Origin of the sequence: Sphingomonas sp. J315, from assembly GCF_024666595.1 — a bacterium.
Classification (GTDB): Bacteria; Pseudomonadota; Alphaproteobacteria; order Sphingomonadales; family Sphingomonadaceae; genus Sphingomonas.
In genome coordinates this window covers 1767900-1786362 of record NZ_CP088296.1, presented here as the reverse complement: position 1 = coordinate 1786362, position 18463 = coordinate 1767900, and the positions used below count along the sequence as shown (strand labels likewise).

Genomic DNA, 18463 nt, shown 5'->3' with positions numbered 1-18463 from the left:
CCTCAGAACGGGCTGATCGACTGGAAGAAGCGGCTGAACCACCCCTGGCGGGCGGCGCGGGCGACATCGCCCTTGCCGGTATAGGCGATGCGGGCATCGGCGACCCGGGTCGACGCGATCCGGTTGTTCGCATCGATATCGGTCGGGCGGATGATCCCCTTGATCTGGATGAACTCGTCACCGCGGTTGAGCGTGACGCGCTTCTGTCCCTGAACCAGCATCGTGCCGTTGGGCAGCACGGCGGCGACCGTCACGCTGATTTCGCCTGACAGCGCGTTCGACTGATCGGCGGCGCCGGTGCCCTTGAACCCGCGCTTGCCGCTGATGCTGGCATCGCTTTCCTTGAACAGCGACAACGCACCGGTGCTCGGCGGAGTCAGCGAGAAGCCGCCGCCGCTGTCGAGGTTGGTGCCCGCCGATTTGGACGCGCTGGTCCGCTCGACCAGCACGATCGTGACGGGATCGCCGACCCGGCGCGCGCGCGTGCCTTCGTGGAGCGCGGCATAGCCTTCGCTCGCCTGAAAGATCGACCCATTGGCAGCAGGCGGCGGCGCGACCGGCGCGGGCAGCGTGACCGTGAAATCCTCCGCCGGCTGCTTCTTGCCGAACAGCTTCGCATCGACCGGCTGCGCGACGAACGCGCAGGCGGTGAGGGCGGCGAGGGCGGAGACGGTGCGCATCATATGGCCCTCAGACATTCTGGTTGATGTACTGGAGCATCTCGTCCGACGCCGAGATCATCTTGGAATTGACCTCATAGGCGCGCTGGGTCTCGATCATGTCGACCAGCTCTTCCACGACATTGACGTTCGACCCTTCGAGCATGCCCTGGCGGATGTTGCCGCGCCCGTCCTGCCCGGCGATCCCGAGATTGACCGCACCGCTCGCGGCGGTTTCGACGAGGTAGTTGTCGCCGATCGCCTGCAGTCCTGCGCTGTTCGGGAAGGCGGCGATCTGGATCTGGCCGACCTGGCTTGCCTCGGTCTGGCCCGCGATGGTCGCGCTGACCGTGCCGTCGCTGCCGACGGTGATCGACGTTGCGCCTTCGGGGATCGTGATGCCGGGCATCACCTGATAGCCCTCGCTGGTCACCAGCATGCCCTCGGGCGAGCGCGCGAAGTTGCCGGCGCGGGTATAGCCGAGCTGGCCGCCCGGCATCTGCACCTGGAAATAGCCATTGCCGTCGAGCGCCATGTCGAGCGCGTTGCCGGTGGTCTGCATCGCGCCCTGGGTGTCGATCCGCGCCGTGCCCTGAATGCGCACGCCGGTGCCGAGATTGGTGCCGGTGGCGTAGCGCGTCTCGGCGGTGCTCGCCGCGCCGGGCGCGGTGACGACCTGATAGGCCAAAGCCTCGAAGCTCGCCCGGTCGCGCTTGTACCCGGTGGTGTTCACGTTCGCGAGGTTGTTCGAGATCACCCGCATGCGCATGTCCTGGGCATCAAGCCCGGTGCGCGCGATGTGCATTGCTGCGGAACCCATGGGTCTAATCCTTCTCTGAAATTCTTAGCTGACGCGCATCAGCGATGCGGCGCTCTCGTCCATCGACTTGGCTTCGCGGAGCAGGTTCGCCTGCACCTCGTAGCTGCGCTGGTTCTCGATCATGTCGACCAGCGCCTGGGTGAGGTTGACGTTCGATCCTTCGAGCGCGCCGGACATCAATGTCGCGTCCATATCCTGTGGCAGCGCGCCGCCGCCGCGGACGTGGAGCAGATTGTCCAGTCCCTTGACGGTACGGCTGCCAGCATCGCTGACCAGCTTGATCTGGTCGATCACTTGCGGCGGCTGCGCGGGATCGGCCCCCGGCGGGACGATCGACAGCGATCCGTCGGCGGCGATCATGATCTTGTCGTGCGGCGGCACGGTGATGGGGCCCCCCGACCCCATCACCGGGAAACCGTCGCCGGTTTCCAAGACGCCACTCGGTGCGACGCGCAAATCGCCGCGCCGGGTGTATGCTTCGCTTCCATCGGCGGCCTGGACCGCGAGCCAGCCCTCGTCGGTGATCGCGACGTCCAGCCCGCGCCCGGTCTGGGTGATCGCGCCGGCTCGGCGGTCCATGTCGACCACCGTCTCGACGCTGGGCTGGCGGCTGTCATGGCCGTCGCCCTGCACCAGCAGGCGTTCGAAATTGACCCGGTCGGCGCGGTATCCGATGGTCGAGGCGTTCGCGATATTGTTCGCGATCGTCGCCTGCGCCTGCATCTGGCCCTTGAGACCGGACAGGGCGGTATAGACGAGTCTATCCATCGCGAATGCCTCCTAAATCGCTGAAATCAGCTGCGGATGTTGAAGATGGTCTGCGAGATCTGGCTCGCGGTATCGAGCGCCTTGGCGTTCGCCTGGAAGTTGCGCTGCGCCGCGATCAGTCCCACCAGCTCCTCGGTGATGTCGACGTTGGACCGCTCGATCGCGCCGGACATCAGCCCGCCAAAGCCGTTGACCCCCGGCTCGCCCAACCGCGGTTCGCCCGACAGGCCGGTCGCGGCCCAGGTCGAATTGCCGAGCTGGCGCAGCCCCGACGGGTTGGAGAAGTTGGCGAGCGCCATCTTGCCCAGCGCCAGACTGTCGCCGTTGGAGAAGCTGGCCCGGACAATGCCGTCCTCGCCCACGGTCACGCCGTCGAGCTGGCCGACCGCCTTGCCATCCTGGCTGCGGCTGTTGATGCTGAACGGCGCGCCGAGCAGCGTGGTGCTCGTCCCAAAGTCGAGCGCGATGCTCTGCTCGGCCGTGCTCGATCCGACGGTGAAGGGCGCGAATTGGGTCGGCTCGGTCGGACTTGTCAGCGCGCCACTGGCGTCGAACGTCAACGTCACCGGCTGCGGATTGGCGGCATCGGTGCCAAGCTGCTTGTCGCCGACAAAGCTGTAAACCGACCAGGTCGATGGCGCGTCAGTCGTCTCGCGCACGAAATAGCTGGTCATCGTAAGCGGGTTGCCGCTGGCATCGTAGATCGTCGTCTGGGTCGAGTTGTTGTAGGTGCCCGGATCGAAACGATCGAACGCATAGGGTGTATCTTCGGTGAAGCGCGATGCTTCCGAGGGGACGGCCGAATAGGCGGACAGGTTGAGCGAGAGCGCGACATTTTCGGTCGCCTCCGGCACGCCGCTGGTCTGCGGCAGGCGCAGGTTTACGGTGGAGCCAAGGCCCGTCGCCACCACTGCGCCCGATCCATCAACCGGATAAACCTGCAGATAACCACCCTGCGAGTCGGTGACGTAGCGGTCGCTGTTGACCAGGAAGCTGCCGTTGCGGGTGAAATTGACCCCGGCGGCCTCCAGGCTCGGCTTGACCGCGAAAAAGCCGTCGCCGGCAATCGCGATGTCGAGGCTGGAGGAAGACTGTTGCATTCCGCCCTGGCCGAACTGCTGACGGATCGCCTTCACCACCGTGCCCGAACCGATCATCTGGTTGGGGTTGAGCGACACGCTCGACGCGATCACGTCGGCGAACTCGGTGCGGCTCTTCTTGAAGCCGTTCGTCGAGACGTTCGACAGATTGTGGCTGATGGTCGACATGTCGGTCTGCGCCGCCTGAAGACCGGAGAGCGAGGTGAAGAAAGACATCGAATTGCTCCTGTTTGAACTCAGCCGATCTGGCGGATCGCGGTGGTGGACACCTGGCCGATGCCAGGCAGGGTAAGGACCGGGTTGCCGTCGCTGCCCATCGCGACCGCAGTCACGGGAGCCCAGACGAGCGGCTTGGCGGTGACGACGTCGCCATCGGCATCGCGCGCGGCGACGCGGAGGGTGAAGGGGCCATTGCCGGCCGGCTCACCGGTATCGGTGGTTCCGTCCCATTCGAATTCGGTGCGGCCTGAAGGCGCGGCGCCGAGCGAGACATTCTTGAGGATCTCGCCGTTCGGCCCCTCGATCACGACATTGACCTCGGCGGCGTCTGCGCCCAGCTCGATCATCCCGCCGAGCGACCCATCGGTGCGTGGATAGGCCACTGCGCCTTCGGTCAGCACGGTGCGCCCGACCCATGAGACAAGATCGGTGGTCGAGGTCGCGTTGAGCTTTGCCGCGATCGCCTGCAGCGTCGTGTTCATCTCGCTGATTCCCGCGAGCGACGAAAACTGCGCCATCTGGGCGACCATCTGGGTGTTGTCGACCGGATCGAACGGATCCTGATTCTTCATCTGCGCGGTCATCAGCGTCAGAAAGTCGGACTGATCCATCGCGGAAGTGCCGAGCGAATTGGTGTTCGCCTGCGCCGTGCCGGTGCGGCCGATGCCCAGATTGGCCATGGTCGTGTCGAAGCTCATCAGCTGCGTCCCAGGTTCAGCGTCTGGGTGATCAGCGTCTTTGCCGTCTGCATCACTTCGACATTGTTCTGATAGGTGCGGGCGGTCTCCATCATGTCGACCAGCTCGCGGGTCTCATCGACTGCGCTTTCCCAGACATTGCCGTCCTTGTCGGCCATCGGGTTGCCGGGGTCATAGCGCTTGGTGGGCGCTTCGCCGGCGACGACGACGTTTTCGACATCGACCGTCGCCATGCCGCTCGCCGCATCGAAATGCGTGCGGAAGACGGGTTTCATCGAGCGATAGGCTTCGCCCGGATTGGACGCGACCTGGCCGACATTGGCGAGGTTGGAGGCGGTGGTGTTCATCCGCACGAGCTGCGCCGACATGGCGCGGCCCGCGACCTGGAAGATGGAAAGCGGCTGCTCGGACATGGGTTACTCTCCCTTCAGCGCGCGCTTGAGCGTGTCGATGCGCCCGTTGAGGAATGCGAGCGTCGTCTGATAGGCGACGGCATTCTCTGCAAAGGCGGTCTGTTCGGTGGCCAGCTCGACGGTGTTTCCGTCGAGGCTGGACTGAAGCGGAGTGCGATATTTGGTCGCGCCGCCGATCGGATCGGCGCCGGCCATTCCGGGCGTCTCGATCGCGCTCAGCGCCTCGCGAAAATCGATATCCTTCGCCTTGAAGCCGGGCGTCGATGCGTTCGCGATGTTCGACGCGAGCACGCCCATGCGCTGCGAACGCACTTCGAGCGCCGCGCCGTGCACCCCGAAGAGACTGTTGCTGCCCATATTGACGGTCCTCATGCCAATGTTCGCAGGGTTCCTAGCAATGGGCGTGCCAGTTTGCGGGAAGCGGGCTGAAATCGCCGCGATTGCTGCATTTGACACTGTGGGCGGCAAGAGTTTGCCGCGCGGACGGCAGCGGATTTGCCGGTTTTGCCGGTTCCCTGTCATCTTGCCGGTCATTCCTTGGTGGCGGGCGATTTGGCCCGGCGCTTGCAAAGACTACGCGCATGAACAGTGCCGCATCCGCCGATCTCGCCGCGTTCGCCCCGCTCGACTCCTCCGTGCTGCTCGATCCGCTGGCGCTTGCCATCGTGCTGGGCGGCACGGCGGTCAGCGTCGTGCTGCGGCACCGGCTGGCCGACGTCGGACGCGGGCTGGTCGCGCTCAAGACGCTGCTGCGTCGTCCGTTCGACGCCGAGCCGCTGATTGCGCAGGCCGGGTCGCTCGAACGCATTGCCAAGCGCCACGGCCTGATCGCGCTCGACCGCTCGGTCATCGACGATCCCGACATGGCGGCGGCGGTCGCGGCGGCGGTCGATGGCGCGACCCCGTCGGACATCGAGGCGGCCATCCGCGACCGCGCAGCGATCCGTGCCGAGCGGCATCGCGCGGCGATCGAACTGTGGAGCGGGGTGGCCGAGGTCGCGCCCGCAATGGGGCTGATCGGCACGATCCTGGGGCTGGTCCGCATGTTCGCGGCGATGGAAGATCCCGACCGGGTTGGCGCGGCGATGGCGGTGGCACTGCTTGCCACGCTGTACGGAGCACTGCTCGCCAACCTCGTCGCCATGCCGATCGTTGCCCGGCTCAAGCGCCTCGCCCGTGTCGAGGCGGCTGAACGGCTGCGGCTCGCAGCCCCACTGGCAAGACTTGCTACTCTAGAGCGTGCGCGCAAGCGTGAGATGGCGGCATGACCGGCGCGCTCAGCCCCGACAGCTGGGACGACATCGCGCCGGCGCGATCGGTCTGGCTGATCACGCTCGCCGATCTGGCGTTGCTGCTGATCGGCTTCTTCGTGCTGCTTCAGGCGCATCGCGAAGCGGATCGCACCCGCCTGCTCGCGGGCCTGCGCAGCGGATTCGGCGTCGAAGCGCCCGCGCCGGTCGACCCGATGGCGGTCGCCCGGGCGCGCGTCGATGGCTATGCGCCGGGGAGCGCCTATGCCGATCTGACCGCCACGATCAGCTGGGCGCGCGATGTCGCGCGCGACAAGCGGACCGTCATCACCATCACCGGATCGACCGCGCCCGAGGGCGATACCGATCCGCGCACCGGCAGCGCCGCCATCCTCGCCGCTGACCGTGCGCGCGCAGCTGCTGCCGCGCTTGTGGCAGAAGGTGCTGTGTCGCCCGAACGCCTCATCCTTCGCGTCGCGCCCGGCAACCGCCGCGCCGTGACCCTGTCCGTCGGCTTTGCCGGCGATCCTGAATCAGAAGCTGGAGACCAACAATGATCGCACTCCTGATCGCTCTGTCCGGCCCGACCGCGGCCTTTCAATCGACCGACGCGCTCGACCTGCTCGTCGAACGCTTTGCCGGTGCACCGATTGGAGCCGAGGGCGGTGCGCGCGCTGCGGTAGACAAGCGCCTCAAGCTTGCAGCGTGCGATGCGCCGCAGCTCAGCTGGCGCTCGCCCGCCGAGGACGCGGTGGTGATCCGGTGCCAGGGGCCGCAGCAATGGCGCGTCTTTGTCGCGATCAACGCGCTGCCCAAGGCCGCACCGACCACGGTGGCCGCCGCGCCGACACCGGCTGCGGCCAAGCCCGAACTGGTGATCCGTCGCGGCGATCCCGTGATGCTGGAGGCGGGTGCCGCCGGCTTCTCGATCACGCGCGAGGGGCTGGCGATGGCCGATGCGGCCGTGGGCGGCCGCGTGCTGGTCAAGACCGACGACAAACGTCCGCCCGTCGCGGCAATCGCGCTCGCGCCGGGTCGCGCGAAACTGCCCGGCTTCGGCGACTGATCCGCTGGGCGGCAGAAAAAATCGCCGCCCGTGCATTTTTTCCTAAAGCTCCCCGTCAAAGCGTCGTTTTCGCGTATGTCCGCAGAAAAAGGGTCGCAGACATGGTGGATCCAGTCGGCTTCAAGCCTGCATCACTCGCTTCCCGGCTCACGCCGGTGTCTCCAGCCGCGCCCGTGCGGTCGGTGGAGGGCGCGAGCCAGGCTGCCAATACCAGCGCCGCCGCGTCGCTGACCCAGTCGGCCGCTGCCAGCGCACCGGTCGATGCCGAGCGCGTGGCGCGGATCAAGAAGGCGATTGCCGACGGCAATTTCCCGCTGGTCCCCTCGACCATCGCCGACCGGCTGCTCGCGCTCAAGCTTCAGTGGAACCCGAATGACCCGGCATGACGCCCTGGTCCGCGTGATCGAGGCGCTGCATGCCGAGATCGCCGCGCTGAAGGCGAACGACGTCGCCGCGCTCGAACGTGCGACGCGCGAGAAGTTGATCGGGATCGAGGCGGTGGGGGCCGCCAATGACGACGATCCCGCGTTGTCCAGCGAGCTCAGGGCGCTCGCCGAGGAAGCGCACCGGCTCAATGAGAGCTGTCGCATCTATGTCAACCTGATGGCCGCGAATGTGCGGCGGCGGCTGACGGCACTGACCGGCAATGATTTGCCGTCCTACCGGCCCGGATTTGCCGCCGGCTGATTGCATGCCCGTCACCCCGGCGAAAGCTGGGGTCTTTTGAGGCGAAAGACCCCAGCTTTCGCTGGGGTGACGCCTATTTCGCAATATTGGCACGCCTCTTGCTGATCTCCCTGGACCCAAGGGGATGAGAAGCAAGGCCTATGACCGTACCTTCGATCGGAGCCCGGACGACCGTCACCACGGCGATCGCGACGGCGAGCCAGAAGACCGGCATCGACTTCAACTATCTGCTCGGCCAGGCACAGGTCGAAAGCGGGCTGCGCGCCGATGCGCGCGCGCGCACCTCCAGCGCGACCGGCCTCTATCAGTTCATCGAGCAGAGCTGGCTCGGCGTCGTCAAGGAGCATGGGCAGAAGCACGGCCTTGGCTGGGCGGCCGACAGCATCCGCCAGACCGCCAATGGCCGGTTCACCGTCGCCGATGCAGCGACCCGACAGGCGATCCTGTCGCTGCGCAACGATCCACAGGCTGCGTCGCTCATGGCCGCGGAGCACGCCAGCGACAACAAGGCGTCGCTGGAAGCATCGCTGGGTCGCGAGACGACCGGCACCGACCTCTATATGGCGCATTTCCTGGGTCTGGGCGGCGCGCGCAAATTCCTGCGCGCGATGGACGCCGATCCGACGCGCGGCGCTGCGAGCATGTTCCCCGCAGCAGCGCGCGCCAACCGCAACATCTTCTACACCTCGGACGGGTCGCAGCGCACGCTCGGGCAAATCTATGAGCGCTTCGCCGGCAAGCTCGATCGCGGCGCAGCTGCGGTCGGTGCCACCGGCCTCGCCTCCGGCAATCTCGACGCGAAGTTCCAGACGCTCGTCGCCTCGCTCGGCGACGATGTCGAAGTGGTGCTCGGCAATGAAGCGGTCGGGCAGGATCGCGGCTGGCTGACCACGCTCGACCGGCTGCAAAGCGCGGGACGGCTCAAGGCGTCGACGATGCCGACGGCCAACCCGCTGCGCCCGACGCCGGAGACCGCCAAGCTCGCTTACCTGATGCTCGCCCGGCTGGGAGCCTGATCCGCAATGAACGCAGCGACCTTTCAGGGGGGCATCGTCCCCGCGCTCCGCAGCTTCGCATTGCCCGCCGCCATCCTGGTGCTGGTCGGCATGATGGTCGTGCCGGTGCCGACCTTCCTGCTCGACGCCTTTTTCATCATGAACATCATCATCAGCCTCGCGGTGCTGATGGTGGCGCTCAACGCGCAAAAGCCGCTCGACTTCTCCGCCTTCCCGACCGTGCTGCTGTTCGCGACCTTGTTCCGCCTCGGCCTCAACGTCGCCTCGACCCGCGTTGTGCTGGGCCATGGGCATGAGGGCGAAGCGGCGGCCGGCCATGTGATCGAGGCGTTCGGGACGTTCATGATCGGCGGCGATTATGTCGTCGGCCTGTTCGTCTTCGCGATCCTCATCATCATCAACATGATTGTGGTGACCAAGGGTGCGGGGCGCGTGTCGGAAGTGTCGGCGCGTTTCACCCTCGACGCCTTGCCCGGCAAGCAGATGGCGATCGACGCCGACCTCAATGCCGGCCTGATCACCCCCGACGAAGCCAAGGCGCGCCGGATCGAGGTGTCGACCGAGGCCGATTTCTACGGCGCGATGGACGGTTCGTCCAAGTTCGTGAAGGGCGACGCGGTCGCCGGCCTGCTGATCCTGTTCATCAACATCATCGGCGGCCTGATCCTGGGTCCGGTCAGCCATGGCATGTCGCTGGGCGAGGCGGCGCAGACCTATGTGCTGCTCGCGATCGGCGACGCGCTGGTCGCGCAGATCCCGGCGCTGCTGCTGTCGATCGCCGCCGCCGCGATCGTCACCCGTGTCAGCGCGAACAAGGATCAGGACCTGACCGGCCAGATCGGCAGCCAGTTCGGCAGCCACCGCACCTGGACGCCGGTCGCCGTCATCACCGGCCTGCTCGCCTTCCTCCCCGGCATGCCCGCCTTCATTATCCTTCCCGCCGCCGCCGCATCGGGTTTCATGGCGTGGAAGATGTGGCGCGCGAGCAAGCTGCCGCCCCCGCCCGAGATGGTCGAGGCCGCCGAACCCGTCGATCCTTCGCGGATCGGCTGGGAAGAGGTCACCGACAATATGCAGGTGATGATCGACATCGGCTACGGCCTGGTGCCGCTGGTCGACGAGCGTCGCGGCGGCGCGCTGATGGGCCGGATCACCGGTGTGCGGCGCCAGCTGTCGAAGGAACTGGGCTTCGTCGTGCCGCAGGTGCGGGTGCGCGACGACATCAACATGGCCCCCTATGCCTATCGTATCGTCGTCGGCGGCGTGGTGATCGGTGAGGACAGTGTCTCGCCCGACGAGATGCTGGCGCTCGACACCGGCCAGGCGGTCGGCACGCTGCCGGGCAAGCCCGCCAAGGACCCGACCTTCGGGCTCGACGCGATGTGGATTTCGCCCGCCGATGCCGATGCGGCGACCGGCCAGGGCTGGCTGGTGGTCGATCCCGGCACGGTGATGGCGACACACCTCAACCAGGCGCTGATCCAGAACGCGTCCGACTTGCTCGGCCCGGACGAGGTTCAGGCGCTGCTCGACGGCCTGCGTGAACGCGCGGCGCAGCTGGTCGCCTCGCTCTCGCCCAACCCGCTGCCGATCACGACGCTGACCCAGGTGCTGCGCGGGCTGCTCGCCGAGAATATCCCGCTCAAGGAATTCCGTCGCATCGCCGCCGCGATCGCGCTCGCCGCGCAGAAGACCGCGGACGCCGACGAGATCGTCGAGCTGATCCGCCCCGAACTTGGGCCTTTGATCATCCAGCGGCTGTGCGGGGTGCGCGAACCGCTGCGCGTGATGACGCTGGAGGGCCAGCTCGAAGCGCTGCTCGGCCAGGCGATCCGCTCCGACCCGGCCAAGCGCCACACGATCGAGCCCGATCTTGGCCGCCGCATCGTCGATGCGCTCCAGCGCGCCGCCCAGCCGCTGGTCGCCGAGGCCAAGCCGTTCGCGCTCGTCGTCCAGCCGACGATCCGCATCGCGATCCGCAAACTCGTCCGCACCGTCCTGCCCGACACCCCGGTGATGAGCTTCTTTGAAGTGCCCGAGGACAAGTCGGTCGAGGTGGTCGCCGTGATCGGCGCACCGGAGGCACTTGCCGCATGACCTATCAGCCCGCCCCGAATGAATTTGCACTCACCTATGCGCGCAGCGGCGAGACGCGACGCGACATGGACGCGCTGGTGCGCAAGCATATGCCGCTGGTCCGGCGGCTCGCCTGGCATGTCCATGGGTCGATGAGCACGCTGATCGATGTCGAGGATCTGGTCCAGATCGGGCTGGTCGCGCTGGTCGAGGCGGCGGGCAGCTTCGAGGATCGCGGCCTCGTCAGCTTCGACCAATATCTCCACACGCGCGTGCGCGGCGCGATGATCGACGAGCTGCGCCGGCAAGCGACGATCACGCGCGGCGCGATGAAGCGCCGCCGCGCCTATCAGGACGCGGTGAGCGCGCTCGCCGCCGATGGCGCGCGACCGGACGAGGCGGCGGTCGCGTCGAAGCTGGGCGTGACGGTGGAGAAGCTGCGCAGCGACTATGCCAGCGCCGAGGCGGTGCGGTTCGATTCTGATCGACGATGTCTATTCGGACGAAGGCCCGTGGTTCATGTCCGATGAGCCGAACGCATTCGACCAGCTCGCCGAGGCCGACCAGCGCGAGGCGCTGATCGAAGCGATTTCCGAACTGCCCGAAAAGGAGCAGCTGGTGGTGCAGCTCTATTATGTCGAGGAACTCAACCTCGAAGAGATCGGCCAGGTGCTCGGCGTCGGCGCCGCGCGCGTCTGCCAGATCAAGAAGAGTGCGCATGACCGGCTGAAAAAGGGGCTGATGCGGCGGTTGGGGTAGTTCGCTTTTTGCGAGACAGTCGCGATAACCCTGCTACGCAGTTAGGGTGCGTCGCCATCTCTATCTGATCGCCGGATTTCTCTGCCTCGGCCTCGCGGTGATCGGCGCGCTCCTGCCGGTGATGCCGACGACAGTGTTCGTCATCATGGCGGCCTATTGCTTCGCGCGCAGCTCGCCGCGACTGGAGGCAAGACTCCTCAACCATCCGCGCTTCGGCCCGCATATCGTCCGCTGGCGCGAACGGGGCGCGGTGAGCCGCAGCGGCAAGGTCGCGGCGACCATCGCCTTTGCTGTCAGCATCGCACTGACCCTGTTCCTCACCGCAATGCCCTGGCCGCTCGTCACGATCGGCGCTGCCGCCGTGATCGGCGGCTGGTTGTGGACCCGGCCCGAAGCCTGACGCCTTGCCCTGTGCGCAGGCCCCGCTAGGGTCGCGCGATCAGTTTGAGGGGTTTTCATGAAGCGTATCTTCGCCGCCGCATTGCTCTGCACCGCGCTCGCCGCGCCTGCCTTTGCCCAGACCGCAGCGCCTGCGCCGGTCACCACCGCCGCCCCGGCGACCGACTGGACGGTGAAGCCCGAATGGATCGCGGCGCATGTCCGCTTCCTTGCCGGGCCGGAGTTGCAGGGGCGCGGTAGCGCGACGCGCGACGAGGCGATTGCCGCCGCTTATGTCGCCGCGCGCTTTCAGGGCTATGGGCTTCAGCATGCGCCGGGCGCGGATTCCTATCTCCAGAAGGTGAAGGTGATCCGTCCGCGCCTCGACGGCGAACCGGCGGTGACCGTCGCGGGCAAGGCGGTGAAGGGTGCGACCCTGATCCTGGGCGGCGCGGATCGCGCGACGGGCGATGCGGTGGTCTATGCCGGTGACGATGCCGCAGCGATTCCAGGGGGCGACATCCTGTTCGTATCGAGCGCGAAGATATCGCCGTCCGCCGCGATGCGCGCAGTGCGCGGCAAGGGGACCAAGCTGCTGGTGCTGCGCGCGAGCGAGGCGACCGCGAAATTGTGGGACATGATCGGCAAGCAGCCGCGCCTCACCTCCTATCTCGCCGGTCAGCCCCCCAAAGACGGGCTGTCGGTGATCGTCCTTCCGGCAGAGGCGTTCGACAAGGCGGCGAAGTCGGCGGGCAAGCCGGTCGAGATGAGCCTGAACCTGGTGCGCGATGAGGTCGAGACGACCAATGCGGTCGGCTACCTTCCCGGCACCGATCCCAAGGCCGGGGTGATCCTGCTCGCCGCGCATGTCGATCATCTTGGCGTCCAGCCTGACGGGACGGTGATGCATGGGGCGAACGACGATGCGTCGGGCGTCGCCGCCGTGCTCGAACTCGCCCATGCGCTGAGCAGCGGCAAGCGGCACAAGCGCGGCATCTTGTTCGCCGCGTTCGGGGCGGAGGAGATGGGCGGCTTCGGATCGCGCGCCTTCGCCGCCAATCCGCCGGTGCCGCTCACCGACATTGTGGCGAACCTCGCCTTTGAGATGATCGGTGCGCAGGACCCCAAGCTGCCCAAGGGCACGATGATGATGACCGGGTTCGAGCGTTCGAACCTGGGTCCGACGCTTGCCGAACGCGGGGCGCTGGTCACCAGGGACCCGTACCCGGAGCAGAACTTCTTCGAGCGTTCGGATAATTTCGCGCTCGCGCGGCGTGGGGTGGTGGCGCACACCATTTCGGGCTGGGCGATGACGCCGACCTATCATTCGGCGCAGGATACCGTCGCCAATCTCGACATTCTGTTCATGGCGCGCGCGGTCCAGTCGCTGATCGGCCCCGCGCGCTGGCTCGCCGATACCGACTTCCGCCCCGACTGGACCCCCGGCGGGAAGCCGGCGGAGTAGGGGATCTCTTCATTCCTCCCCTGCACCGCAGGGGAGGTGGACCGCCACCAAATAAAGAAAAACCCCGGCGGTCTCGCGACCACCGGGGCTTCCTCGCATGCCCTTCCAACAGGGAAGGGTGACCGGCCGTGGCGCCTGTCAGGGGGGTGACACCCCGACCGGGCACACGCTTAGCGAAGCAGCGTCAGAACATTCTGCTGCGACTGGTTGGCCTGGGCGAGCATCGCGGTCGATGCCTGGCTCAGGATCTGGGCCTTGGCGAGCGCCGTCGTTTCGGCCGAGAAGTCGGCGTCCTCGATGCGGCTGCGCGCTTCGGTCAGGTTGGTCACGTTGCTGGTCAGGTTGTTGACCACCGATTCCAGGCGGCTCTGGCTGGCGCCAAGGCCGGCGCGGACCGTGTTCACCGTGGTGAGCAGCGCGTCGATCGTGGCGAGCGAGCTGGTCGCCGCGGCCGAGGTCGCAACCGACAGGCCCGTCGTTTCGATATCGTCACCGACCGAAACCACGATGTCGTCACCCACTTCCGCCGCGATCATGTCACCGACTTCTGCCGCGATCAGGTCGCCTTCTTCGGCAGCAACCTGGTCACCGACCGAAACGGTGATCTCGTCGCCTTCGCTCACGACGATCATATCGCCTTCTTCGGCCAGAACTTCGTCGCCAACTGCAGCCGCAATGTCGTCACCGATATTGCCGCCAAAGCCGTTGTCGATGTCTTCCTGAGTCGCCGGGCGCATCAGGCCGTTGTCGACATCGTCCTGCGTGGCGAGGCGGGTAGCCCCGGCCGTTACGTCATCCGCAGTTGCCGCACGGGTCACACCGGCGGTCACATCCGCAGCCGTCGCCTCACGGGTCACGCCCGCATCGACGTCGTCCTGCGTCGCAGCGCGGGTCGCGCCTGCCGTCACGTCGTCGGCGGTCGCTTCGCGGGTCGCACCGGCGGTCACATCTGCGGCGGTCGCAGCGCGGGTCGCGCCTGCCGTCACGTCGTCCGCAGTCGCTTCACGGGTCGTGCCCGCATCGACATCTGCCTGAGTCGCGGCGCGGGTGCCGGCCGACATGCTGCTGAGGTCGATATTGCCGATCGTGATCGCAACCGTGTCGCCGGAGTTGTAGCCGGTCTGGATGCTGGTCGTCGTTCCCGCGCCGCCCGAGGTGGTGGTGAACAGCGACACGCCGTTGAACTTGGTGGTCGAGAGCGCCGACGAGATCTGCGAGGTCAGCGCGGTCACTTCCGACTGAAGGTTCGCACGGTCGCTATCCGAATAGGTGCCCGAAGCCGACTGAACCGACAGTTCGCGGATGCGCTGCAGCATGTTGGTGACTTCGCTCAGCGCGCCTTCGGCGGTCTGGGCAAGGCTGACGCCGTCATTGGCGTTGCGGATCGCCTGGCTCATGCCGCGGATCGACGAGGTCATCGTCGATGCGATGGCGAGGCCGGCGGCGTCGTCCTTCGAAGTGTTGATGCGCTTGCCAGTCGACAGACGCTCCATGGCGGTCTGCAGCGAGGCCGACGCCGTCTTCGAAGCGTTCGCGGCGCGAAGGCTCGCGATGTTCGTTCCGATAACAGTCATGTCTTGTCTCCGTTCAATCCGGCGTCTCTCCGTTCCCCCCTGAATGCGAGAGAGCCCGAGCCGCCAATGGGGTAGAACGGCAGGGTGGCCGGCGGATTAAGCAGTTTTCTGCGCGGTTTTTCGCAGGTCTCGCGCGCGCGTAGAGGCGTGCGCGGCTAACTGGAGCCGAAAAATGCTGTTTTTTTTGAATTGGTTTACCGGTCGTTTACCATCAATCCCGCATTCCCCCCATCAACAGGGGGTTCTCGAATGCAGACCATCTTTCCGTCGGCAGCAGTCCTTCGCCAGAATTATGCGCTGGTTTCGGCGCTTCGCTCGCAGGGATTCACGATCGGCGCGGCCGACAAGGTGAAGCCGATGCCCGGCGATCTGTTCATGATCGTCGAGGGCGAAGCGCCCCCGGTCTCTGCCCGCACCCTGGTGCTGGCCGACGGCCCGGTCGCGGCGATCCCGTTCCATGACGGTAATCCCGCGCGCCTGTCCTATGGCGCCGATGACACCGCCGTCGCGACCGGCTTTGCCAGCGCGATGCTGCGCGGCGCGCATGCTCCGGTCGCGGCCGACCCCGAAAGCCTGGCGCTCTACGCGCTGGCCGAACGCGTCGCCGCCGCCGACATCACCGTGCTGATCAACGGCCCGACCGGCACCGGCAAGGAAGTGCTGGCCAAGGCGATCCATATGGGTAGCACTCGCCGCGACGGCCCGTTCATCGCGGTCAATTGCGCGGCCTTGCCCGAAACCATGCTCGAAGCCTTGCTGTTCGGGCATCAGAAGGGCGCGTTCACCGGTGCGAATGCGGCGGGCGAAGGCTTTTTCCGCGCGGCCAATGGCGGCACATTGCTGCTCGACGAAGTCGCCGAAATGCCGCTGGCGCTGCAGGCCAAATTGCTCCGCGCATTGCAGGAGCGCGAAGTCGTTCCGATCGGGGCGACCGCAGCCGAGAAGATCGACGTCCGCGTCATCGCTTGCGCCAACCGCGATCTCCAGACCGAGGTGATGGAAGGCCGCTTCCGTGCCGATCTTTACTACCGCCTGTCGGTCTTCCCGCTGTCGACCAAGCCGCTGGCCGAGCGTCCGGGCGATGTCGCCGCGCTCGCCGCCGCGATGGTGCTGCGCCACGCTGGCCCGCGCGGTCAACTCCCGTGGGTGACGCGCGAGGCGCTGGCGGTGCTCCAGGCGCATGACTGGCCGGGCAATGTCCGCGAGCTGGAGAACGTGATCCAGCGTGCGCTGCTGCTGTGCATGGGCGACGCGATCACGCCCGATCACCTGATCTTCGACCGCGCGCCGACGCTGGCCGCGCCGGTGCAGGCCGAACCCGGCCAGCTCAGCAACATCGTCCAGCTCAGCGAATTCGCGGCGATCCGCGAGACGCTGGCAGCATGCGGCGGAAGCCGGACCGAGACCGCCAAGCGGCTCGGCATCTCGGAACGCACGCTGCGCTACCGCCTCGCCAAGGCGCGCGAGCAAGGCGAGGATCTTGTCCGGAGGATTAGCGCATGAGCGTCGGCGGAATTGGCGGCGCCGGGGGCGTCGACCGGGTGATGCAACTGCGCGCCCAGATCCTCGAACGCAACGAGGCGCTTCAGCGCGCGACCAGCGGTGCTGCCGCCCCGGTCGGTACGCCGGGCGTCCAGCCTGCTGGGCCGTCGAGCTTCATCGACACGATGGAGCAGGCGGTCGGCAAGGTGAATGGCGCGCAGAACCGCGCCAGCGAGCTTTCCGCCGCCTATGAGCGCGGCGAAACGGTCGACATCGCCAAGGTGATGCTCGCCCGCCAGGAGGCGTCGGTCGGGTTCGAAGCGACGCTTCAGGTCAGGAACAAGCTGCTGACCGCCTATCGTGACATCATGAGCATGCCGGTCTGACCATGAGCAACGCCATCGCCACCGCCGACGCCGCCCCCGCCAATGCCGGGATGGCAAATCCGATGAAGCAGCTGGGCGGCATCCTGTCCCAGCCAGCGGTCAAGCGCAGCCTTCCGCTGATCTTCATGCTCGGGCTGATCGCCGCTGCGGCGCTCGCCTGGATAAGCCTGTCGACCCCGCCGCAGCGTGTGCTGTTCGCCAACCTGCCCGAAAGCGACAAGGCGGCGGTGGCGCAGGCGCTCGACGCCGCCAGCATCGCGAACGGCATCGACGGGTCGGGGTCGATCACTGTCGGTGAGGACGATTATCACAAGGCGCGGATGCTGCTGGCCGGTCAGGATTTGCCCAAGGCGGCACCCGGCGGCTATGCCTTGCTCGACAATTTGCCCATGGGCGCGAGCCGCGCGGTCGAGGGTGAACGGCTGCGCCAGGCGCGCGAGACCGAACTCGCCCGCTCGATCGGCGCGATCGACACGGTGGCTGAGGCGCGGGTGCATCTCGCCACCCCCGAAGCCAGTGTGTTCGTCCGCGACAAGGCGGAACCCAGTGCATCGGTGATCGTCAAGCTTCAGCCGGGCCGCGCCCTCAGCGACGCGCAGGTCCGCTCGATCGTCAACCTCGTCGCCTCGTCGGTGCCGGGGATGAAGCCCGATTCGGTGACCATCGTCGACCAGATGGGCGCGTTGCTCAGCAAGTCCGGCCAGGAATCGAGCGCCGGCGACGCGCGCATCGATTTCCAGAACCGGGTCGAGGACAAGGTGCGCCAGCAGCTGGTTCAGTTGCTCACCCCCTTGCTCGGTGCGGGCAATTTCAGCGCCGAGGTGCAGGCCGAAGTCGATCTGGACGAAAGCCAGGCGACCCGCGAAAGCTATGACAAGGAAGGCACCGTCGTCCGCGCCGAACAGGGCAACTGGACCGGCGCGCCGCGCGATGCGGCGGCTGCCCCCGGTGGCATCCCCGGCGCGCTGTCCAACGTCCCGCCGCCGCCCAGCACGGTCGCTACGCCGACCCCCGATGCTCCGGCCCAGCCCGGCCAGCTCGCGACACCCGTCGCCGCGCCGGGCATGAAGCAGAGCGACAGCTTCACCCGCAGCTACAGCAACGGGCGTGAGGTATCGGTGACGCGCAACATGCCGGGCAGCATCAAGCGGCTGTCGGTCGCCGTGCTGCTGCGCGAAGAGCCGGGCAAGCCCCGCGGTCAGGTCGAGATTCGCCAGATCGATGAGCTGGTCAAGGCGACGGTCGGCTATAAGGCGGATCGCCAGGACCAGGTCACGGTGGTCAGCCGCAAGTTCAGCACCAACGCCGCCGCCGAGGCGGAGGGCATTCCCTTCTACGAAACCACATGGTTCGCGATGATCGCGCGCAACGTTACCGCTCTGGTGATCGCGCTGCTCGTCCTTCTGCTCGGCGTCCGCCCGCTCGCCCGCTCGCTGATGCGCCGCCGCGACGATGCGCGCGGCTCGGGCGTGCCGATGGGTGCCGCTGACGGCGTGCAGCTGCCGACGCCGGTCAGCCCGCAGATGCTGTCCGGATCGGGCCTGTCGCTCGGCGACCGCGTGGGACTCGTGCGTGACTTCACCCGCGACAATCCTGCCCGCGCCGCACTGGCGGTGCGCGACATGATCCGCACGGAGGGTCAGTGAG

Annotated in this window: 19 protein-coding genes and 3 pseudogenes; 13 read left to right on the top strand and 9 right to left on the bottom strand. The window is 67.0% G+C overall.

The genetic code is table 11. The annotated features are described in order from the left end of the window. Nucleotides 1-2: 2 nt before the first annotated feature. From LRS08_RS09175 to LRS08_RS09145, 7 genes are read right to left on the bottom strand one after another with little or no spacing between them, the layout of a single operon-like run. Nucleotides 3-698 carry a flagellar basal body L-ring protein FlgH gene (locus tag LRS08_RS09175; RefSeq protein WP_374580503.1) on the bottom strand — a complete coding sequence of 232 codons (696 nt, stop codon included), beginning with the start codon at nt 696-698 and terminating at the stop codon, nt 3-5. Next, entirely contained in the window at nt 691-1479 is a 789-nt protein-coding gene (gene flgG / locus LRS08_RS09170; RefSeq protein ID WP_257843954.1) for a flagellar basal-body rod protein FlgG, read from the bottom strand. The genes LRS08_RS09175 and flgG overlap by 8 nt, the downstream gene beginning before the upstream one ends. A gap of 24 nt (nt 1480-1503) precedes the next feature. Continuing rightward, a complete protein-coding gene (gene flgF, locus LRS08_RS09165; protein ID WP_260481587.1) occupies nt 1504-2247 on the bottom strand; it encodes a flagellar basal-body rod protein FlgF in 744 nt (247 codons plus the stop codon). Between the two features lie 26 nt (nt 2248-2273). Beyond that, the gene (locus LRS08_RS09160) at nt 2274-3563 is read right to left on the bottom strand and encodes a flagellar hook protein FlgE (RefSeq protein ID WP_257843955.1); all 1290 of its coding nucleotides are present in this window, start codon (nt 3561-3563) and stop codon (nt 2274-2276) included. A gap of 20 nt (nt 3564-3583) precedes the next feature. Further along, entirely contained in the window at nt 3584-4264 is a 681-nt protein-coding gene (locus tag LRS08_RS09155) for a flagellar hook assembly protein FlgD (RefSeq protein WP_257843956.1), read from the bottom strand. Continuing rightward, nucleotides 4264-4677, bottom strand: coding sequence for a flagellar basal body rod protein FlgC (gene flgC / locus LRS08_RS09150; RefSeq protein ID WP_257843957.1), 414 nt, complete (start codon nt 4675-4677; stop codon nt 4264-4266). Before flgC ends, LRS08_RS09155 begins: the two co-directional genes overlap by 1 nt. 3 nt (nt 4678-4680) lie before the next feature. Beyond that, on the bottom strand, nt 4681-5034 hold the full coding sequence (locus tag LRS08_RS09145) for a flagellar basal body protein (protein ID WP_257845454.1): 354 nt from the start codon (nt 5032-5034) through the stop codon (nt 4681-4683). Between the two features lie 224 nt (nt 5035-5258). Between LRS08_RS09145 and LRS08_RS09140 the strand changes: the two genes are divergently transcribed. The 10 genes and pseudogenes from LRS08_RS09140 to LRS08_RS09095 all read left to right on the top strand — a co-directional run bounded on the left by LRS08_RS09140 (nt 5259) and on the right by LRS08_RS09095 (nt 13374). Beyond that, on the top strand, nt 5259-5945 hold the full coding sequence (locus tag LRS08_RS09140; RefSeq protein WP_257843959.1) for a motility protein A: 687 nt from the start codon (nt 5259-5261) through the stop codon (nt 5943-5945). Beyond that, on the top strand, nt 5942-6484 hold the full coding sequence (locus LRS08_RS09135; protein ID WP_257843960.1) for an OmpA family protein: 543 nt from the start codon (nt 5942-5944) through the stop codon (nt 6482-6484). Before LRS08_RS09140 ends, LRS08_RS09135 begins: the two co-directional genes overlap by 4 nt. After that, complete coding sequence (locus LRS08_RS09130; RefSeq protein WP_257843961.1) at nt 6481-6993, top strand: flagella basal body P-ring formation protein FlgA; 513 nt, start codon at nt 6481-6483, stop codon at nt 6991-6993. Before LRS08_RS09135 ends, LRS08_RS09130 begins: the two co-directional genes overlap by 4 nt. A 101-nt stretch (nt 6994-7094) precedes the next feature. Next, nucleotides 7095-7379, top strand: a complete 285-nt coding sequence (flgM, locus tag LRS08_RS09125; RefSeq protein ID WP_257843962.1) for a flagellar biosynthesis anti-sigma factor FlgM — start codon at nt 7095-7097, stop codon at nt 7377-7379. After that, nucleotides 7366-7680 (top strand): flagellar protein FlgN, encoded by a 315-nt coding sequence (locus tag LRS08_RS09120; RefSeq protein WP_257843963.1) that lies wholly within the window; start codon nt 7366-7368, stop codon nt 7678-7680. The genes flgM and LRS08_RS09120 overlap by 14 nt, the downstream gene beginning before the upstream one ends. Before the next feature lie 140 nt (nt 7681-7820). After that, nucleotides 7821-8696 carry a lytic transglycosylase domain-containing protein gene (locus LRS08_RS09115; RefSeq protein WP_257843965.1) on the top strand — a complete coding sequence of 292 codons (876 nt, stop codon included), beginning with the start codon at nt 7821-7823 and terminating at the stop codon, nt 8694-8696. A gap of 6 nt (nt 8697-8702) precedes the next feature. After that, the gene (gene flhA / locus LRS08_RS09110) at nt 8703-10793 is read left to right on the top strand and encodes a flagellar biosynthesis protein FlhA (protein WP_260481586.1); all 2091 of its coding nucleotides are present in this window, start codon (nt 8703-8705) and stop codon (nt 10791-10793) included. After that, nucleotides 10790-11531 (top strand): annotated as a pseudogene (locus LRS08_RS09105) (sigma-70 family RNA polymerase sigma factor). The gene flhA and the pseudogene LRS08_RS09105 overlap by 4 nt, the downstream one beginning before the upstream one ends. Nucleotides 11532-11577: 46 nt before the next feature. Next, on the top strand, nt 11578-11931 hold the full coding sequence (locus LRS08_RS09100) for a YbaN family protein (RefSeq protein WP_257843968.1): 354 nt from the start codon (nt 11578-11580) through the stop codon (nt 11929-11931). Nucleotides 11932-11988: 57 nt separating this feature from the next. Next, the gene (locus LRS08_RS09095; protein WP_257843969.1) at nt 11989-13374 is read left to right on the top strand and encodes a M28 family metallopeptidase; all 1386 of its coding nucleotides are present in this window, start codon (nt 11989-11991) and stop codon (nt 13372-13374) included. Nucleotides 13375-13544: 170 nt separating this feature from the next. Here the strand turns inward: LRS08_RS09095 and LRS08_RS09090 are convergent. Together LRS08_RS09090 and LRS08_RS09085 are read right to left on the bottom strand one after the other, a co-directional pair. Next, nucleotides 13545-13802: pseudogene (locus LRS08_RS09090) on the bottom strand (flagellin); the annotation flags it as partial. Nucleotides 13803-14543: 741 nt separating this feature from the next. After that, nucleotides 14544-14948 (bottom strand): annotated as a pseudogene (locus tag LRS08_RS09085) (flagellin FliC); the annotation flags it as partial. A gap of 249 nt (nt 14949-15197) precedes the next feature. Here LRS08_RS09085 and LRS08_RS09080 point away from each other — a divergent pair. From LRS08_RS09080 to fliF, 3 genes are read left to right on the top strand one after another with little or no spacing between them, the layout of a single operon-like run. Beyond that, nucleotides 15198-16451 (top strand): sigma-54 interaction domain-containing protein, encoded by a 1254-nt coding sequence (locus LRS08_RS09080; RefSeq protein WP_260481585.1) that lies wholly within the window; start codon nt 15198-15200, stop codon nt 16449-16451. Continuing rightward, nucleotides 16448-16816 (top strand): flagellar hook-basal body complex protein FliE, encoded by a 369-nt coding sequence (gene fliE / locus LRS08_RS09075; RefSeq protein WP_257843972.1) that lies wholly within the window; start codon nt 16448-16450, stop codon nt 16814-16816. The genes LRS08_RS09080 and fliE overlap by 4 nt, the downstream gene beginning before the upstream one ends. A gap of 2 nt (nt 16817-16818) precedes the next feature. Then, entirely contained in the window at nt 16819-18462 is a 1644-nt protein-coding gene (gene fliF / locus LRS08_RS09070) for a flagellar basal-body MS-ring/collar protein FliF (protein WP_257843973.1), read from the top strand. The last annotated feature ends 1 nt before the right edge of the window (nt 18463 follow it).

Bases quoted from the DNA above. Each gene is read 5' to 3' on its own strand.
- fliF (WP_257843973.1), top strand. From the start codon at position 16,819: ATGAGCAACGCCATCGCCACCGCCGACGCCGCCCCCGCCAATGCCGGG.
- LRS08_RS09140 (WP_257843959.1), top strand. From the start codon at position 5,259: ATGAACAGTGCCGCATCCGCCGATCTCGCCGCGTTCGCCCCGCTCGAC.
- fliE (WP_257843972.1), top strand. From the start codon at position 16,448: ATGAGCGTCGGCGGAATTGGCGGCGCCGGGGGCGTCGACCGGGTGATG.
- LRS08_RS09120 (WP_257843963.1), top strand. From the start codon at position 7,366: ATGACCCGGCATGACGCCCTGGTCCGCGTGATCGAGGCGCTGCATGCC.
- LRS08_RS09080 (WP_260481585.1), top strand. From the start codon at position 15,198: ATGCAGACCATCTTTCCGTCGGCAGCAGTCCTTCGCCAGAATTATGCG.
- flhA (WP_260481586.1), top strand. From the start codon at position 8,703: ATGAACGCAGCGACCTTTCAGGGGGGCATCGTCCCCGCGCTCCGCAGC.
- LRS08_RS09175 (WP_374580503.1), bottom strand. From the start codon at position 698: ATGTCTGAGGGCCATATGATGCGCACCGTCTCCGCCCTCGCCGCCCTC.
- LRS08_RS09130 (WP_257843961.1), top strand. From the start codon at position 6,481: ATGATCGCACTCCTGATCGCTCTGTCCGGCCCGACCGCGGCCTTTCAA.
- LRS08_RS09145 (WP_257845454.1), bottom strand. From the start codon at position 5,034: ATGGGCAGCAACAGTCTCTTCGGGGTGCACGGCGCGGCGCTCGAAGTG.
- LRS08_RS09160 (WP_257843955.1), bottom strand. From the start codon at position 3,563: ATGTCTTTCTTCACCTCGCTCTCCGGTCTTCAGGCGGCGCAGACCGAC.
- LRS08_RS09115 (WP_257843965.1), top strand. From the start codon at position 7,821: ATGACCGTACCTTCGATCGGAGCCCGGACGACCGTCACCACGGCGATC.
- LRS08_RS09155 (WP_257843956.1), bottom strand. From the start codon at position 4,264: ATGAGCTTCGACACGACCATGGCCAATCTGGGCATCGGCCGCACCGGC.
- flgM (WP_257843962.1), top strand. From the start codon at position 7,095: ATGGTGGATCCAGTCGGCTTCAAGCCTGCATCACTCGCTTCCCGGCTC.
- flgG (WP_257843954.1), bottom strand. From the start codon at position 1,479: ATGGGTTCCGCAGCAATGCACATCGCGCGCACCGGGCTTGATGCCCAG.
- LRS08_RS09095 (WP_257843969.1), top strand. From the start codon at position 11,989: ATGAAGCGTATCTTCGCCGCCGCATTGCTCTGCACCGCGCTCGCCGCG.
- flgF (WP_260481587.1), bottom strand. From the start codon at position 2,247: ATGGATAGACTCGTCTATACCGCCCTGTCCGGTCTCAAGGGCCAGATG.
- flgC (WP_257843957.1), bottom strand. From the start codon at position 4,677: ATGTCCGAGCAGCCGCTTTCCATCTTCCAGGTCGCGGGCCGCGCCATG.
- LRS08_RS09135 (WP_257843960.1), top strand. From the start codon at position 5,942: ATGACCGGCGCGCTCAGCCCCGACAGCTGGGACGACATCGCGCCGGCG.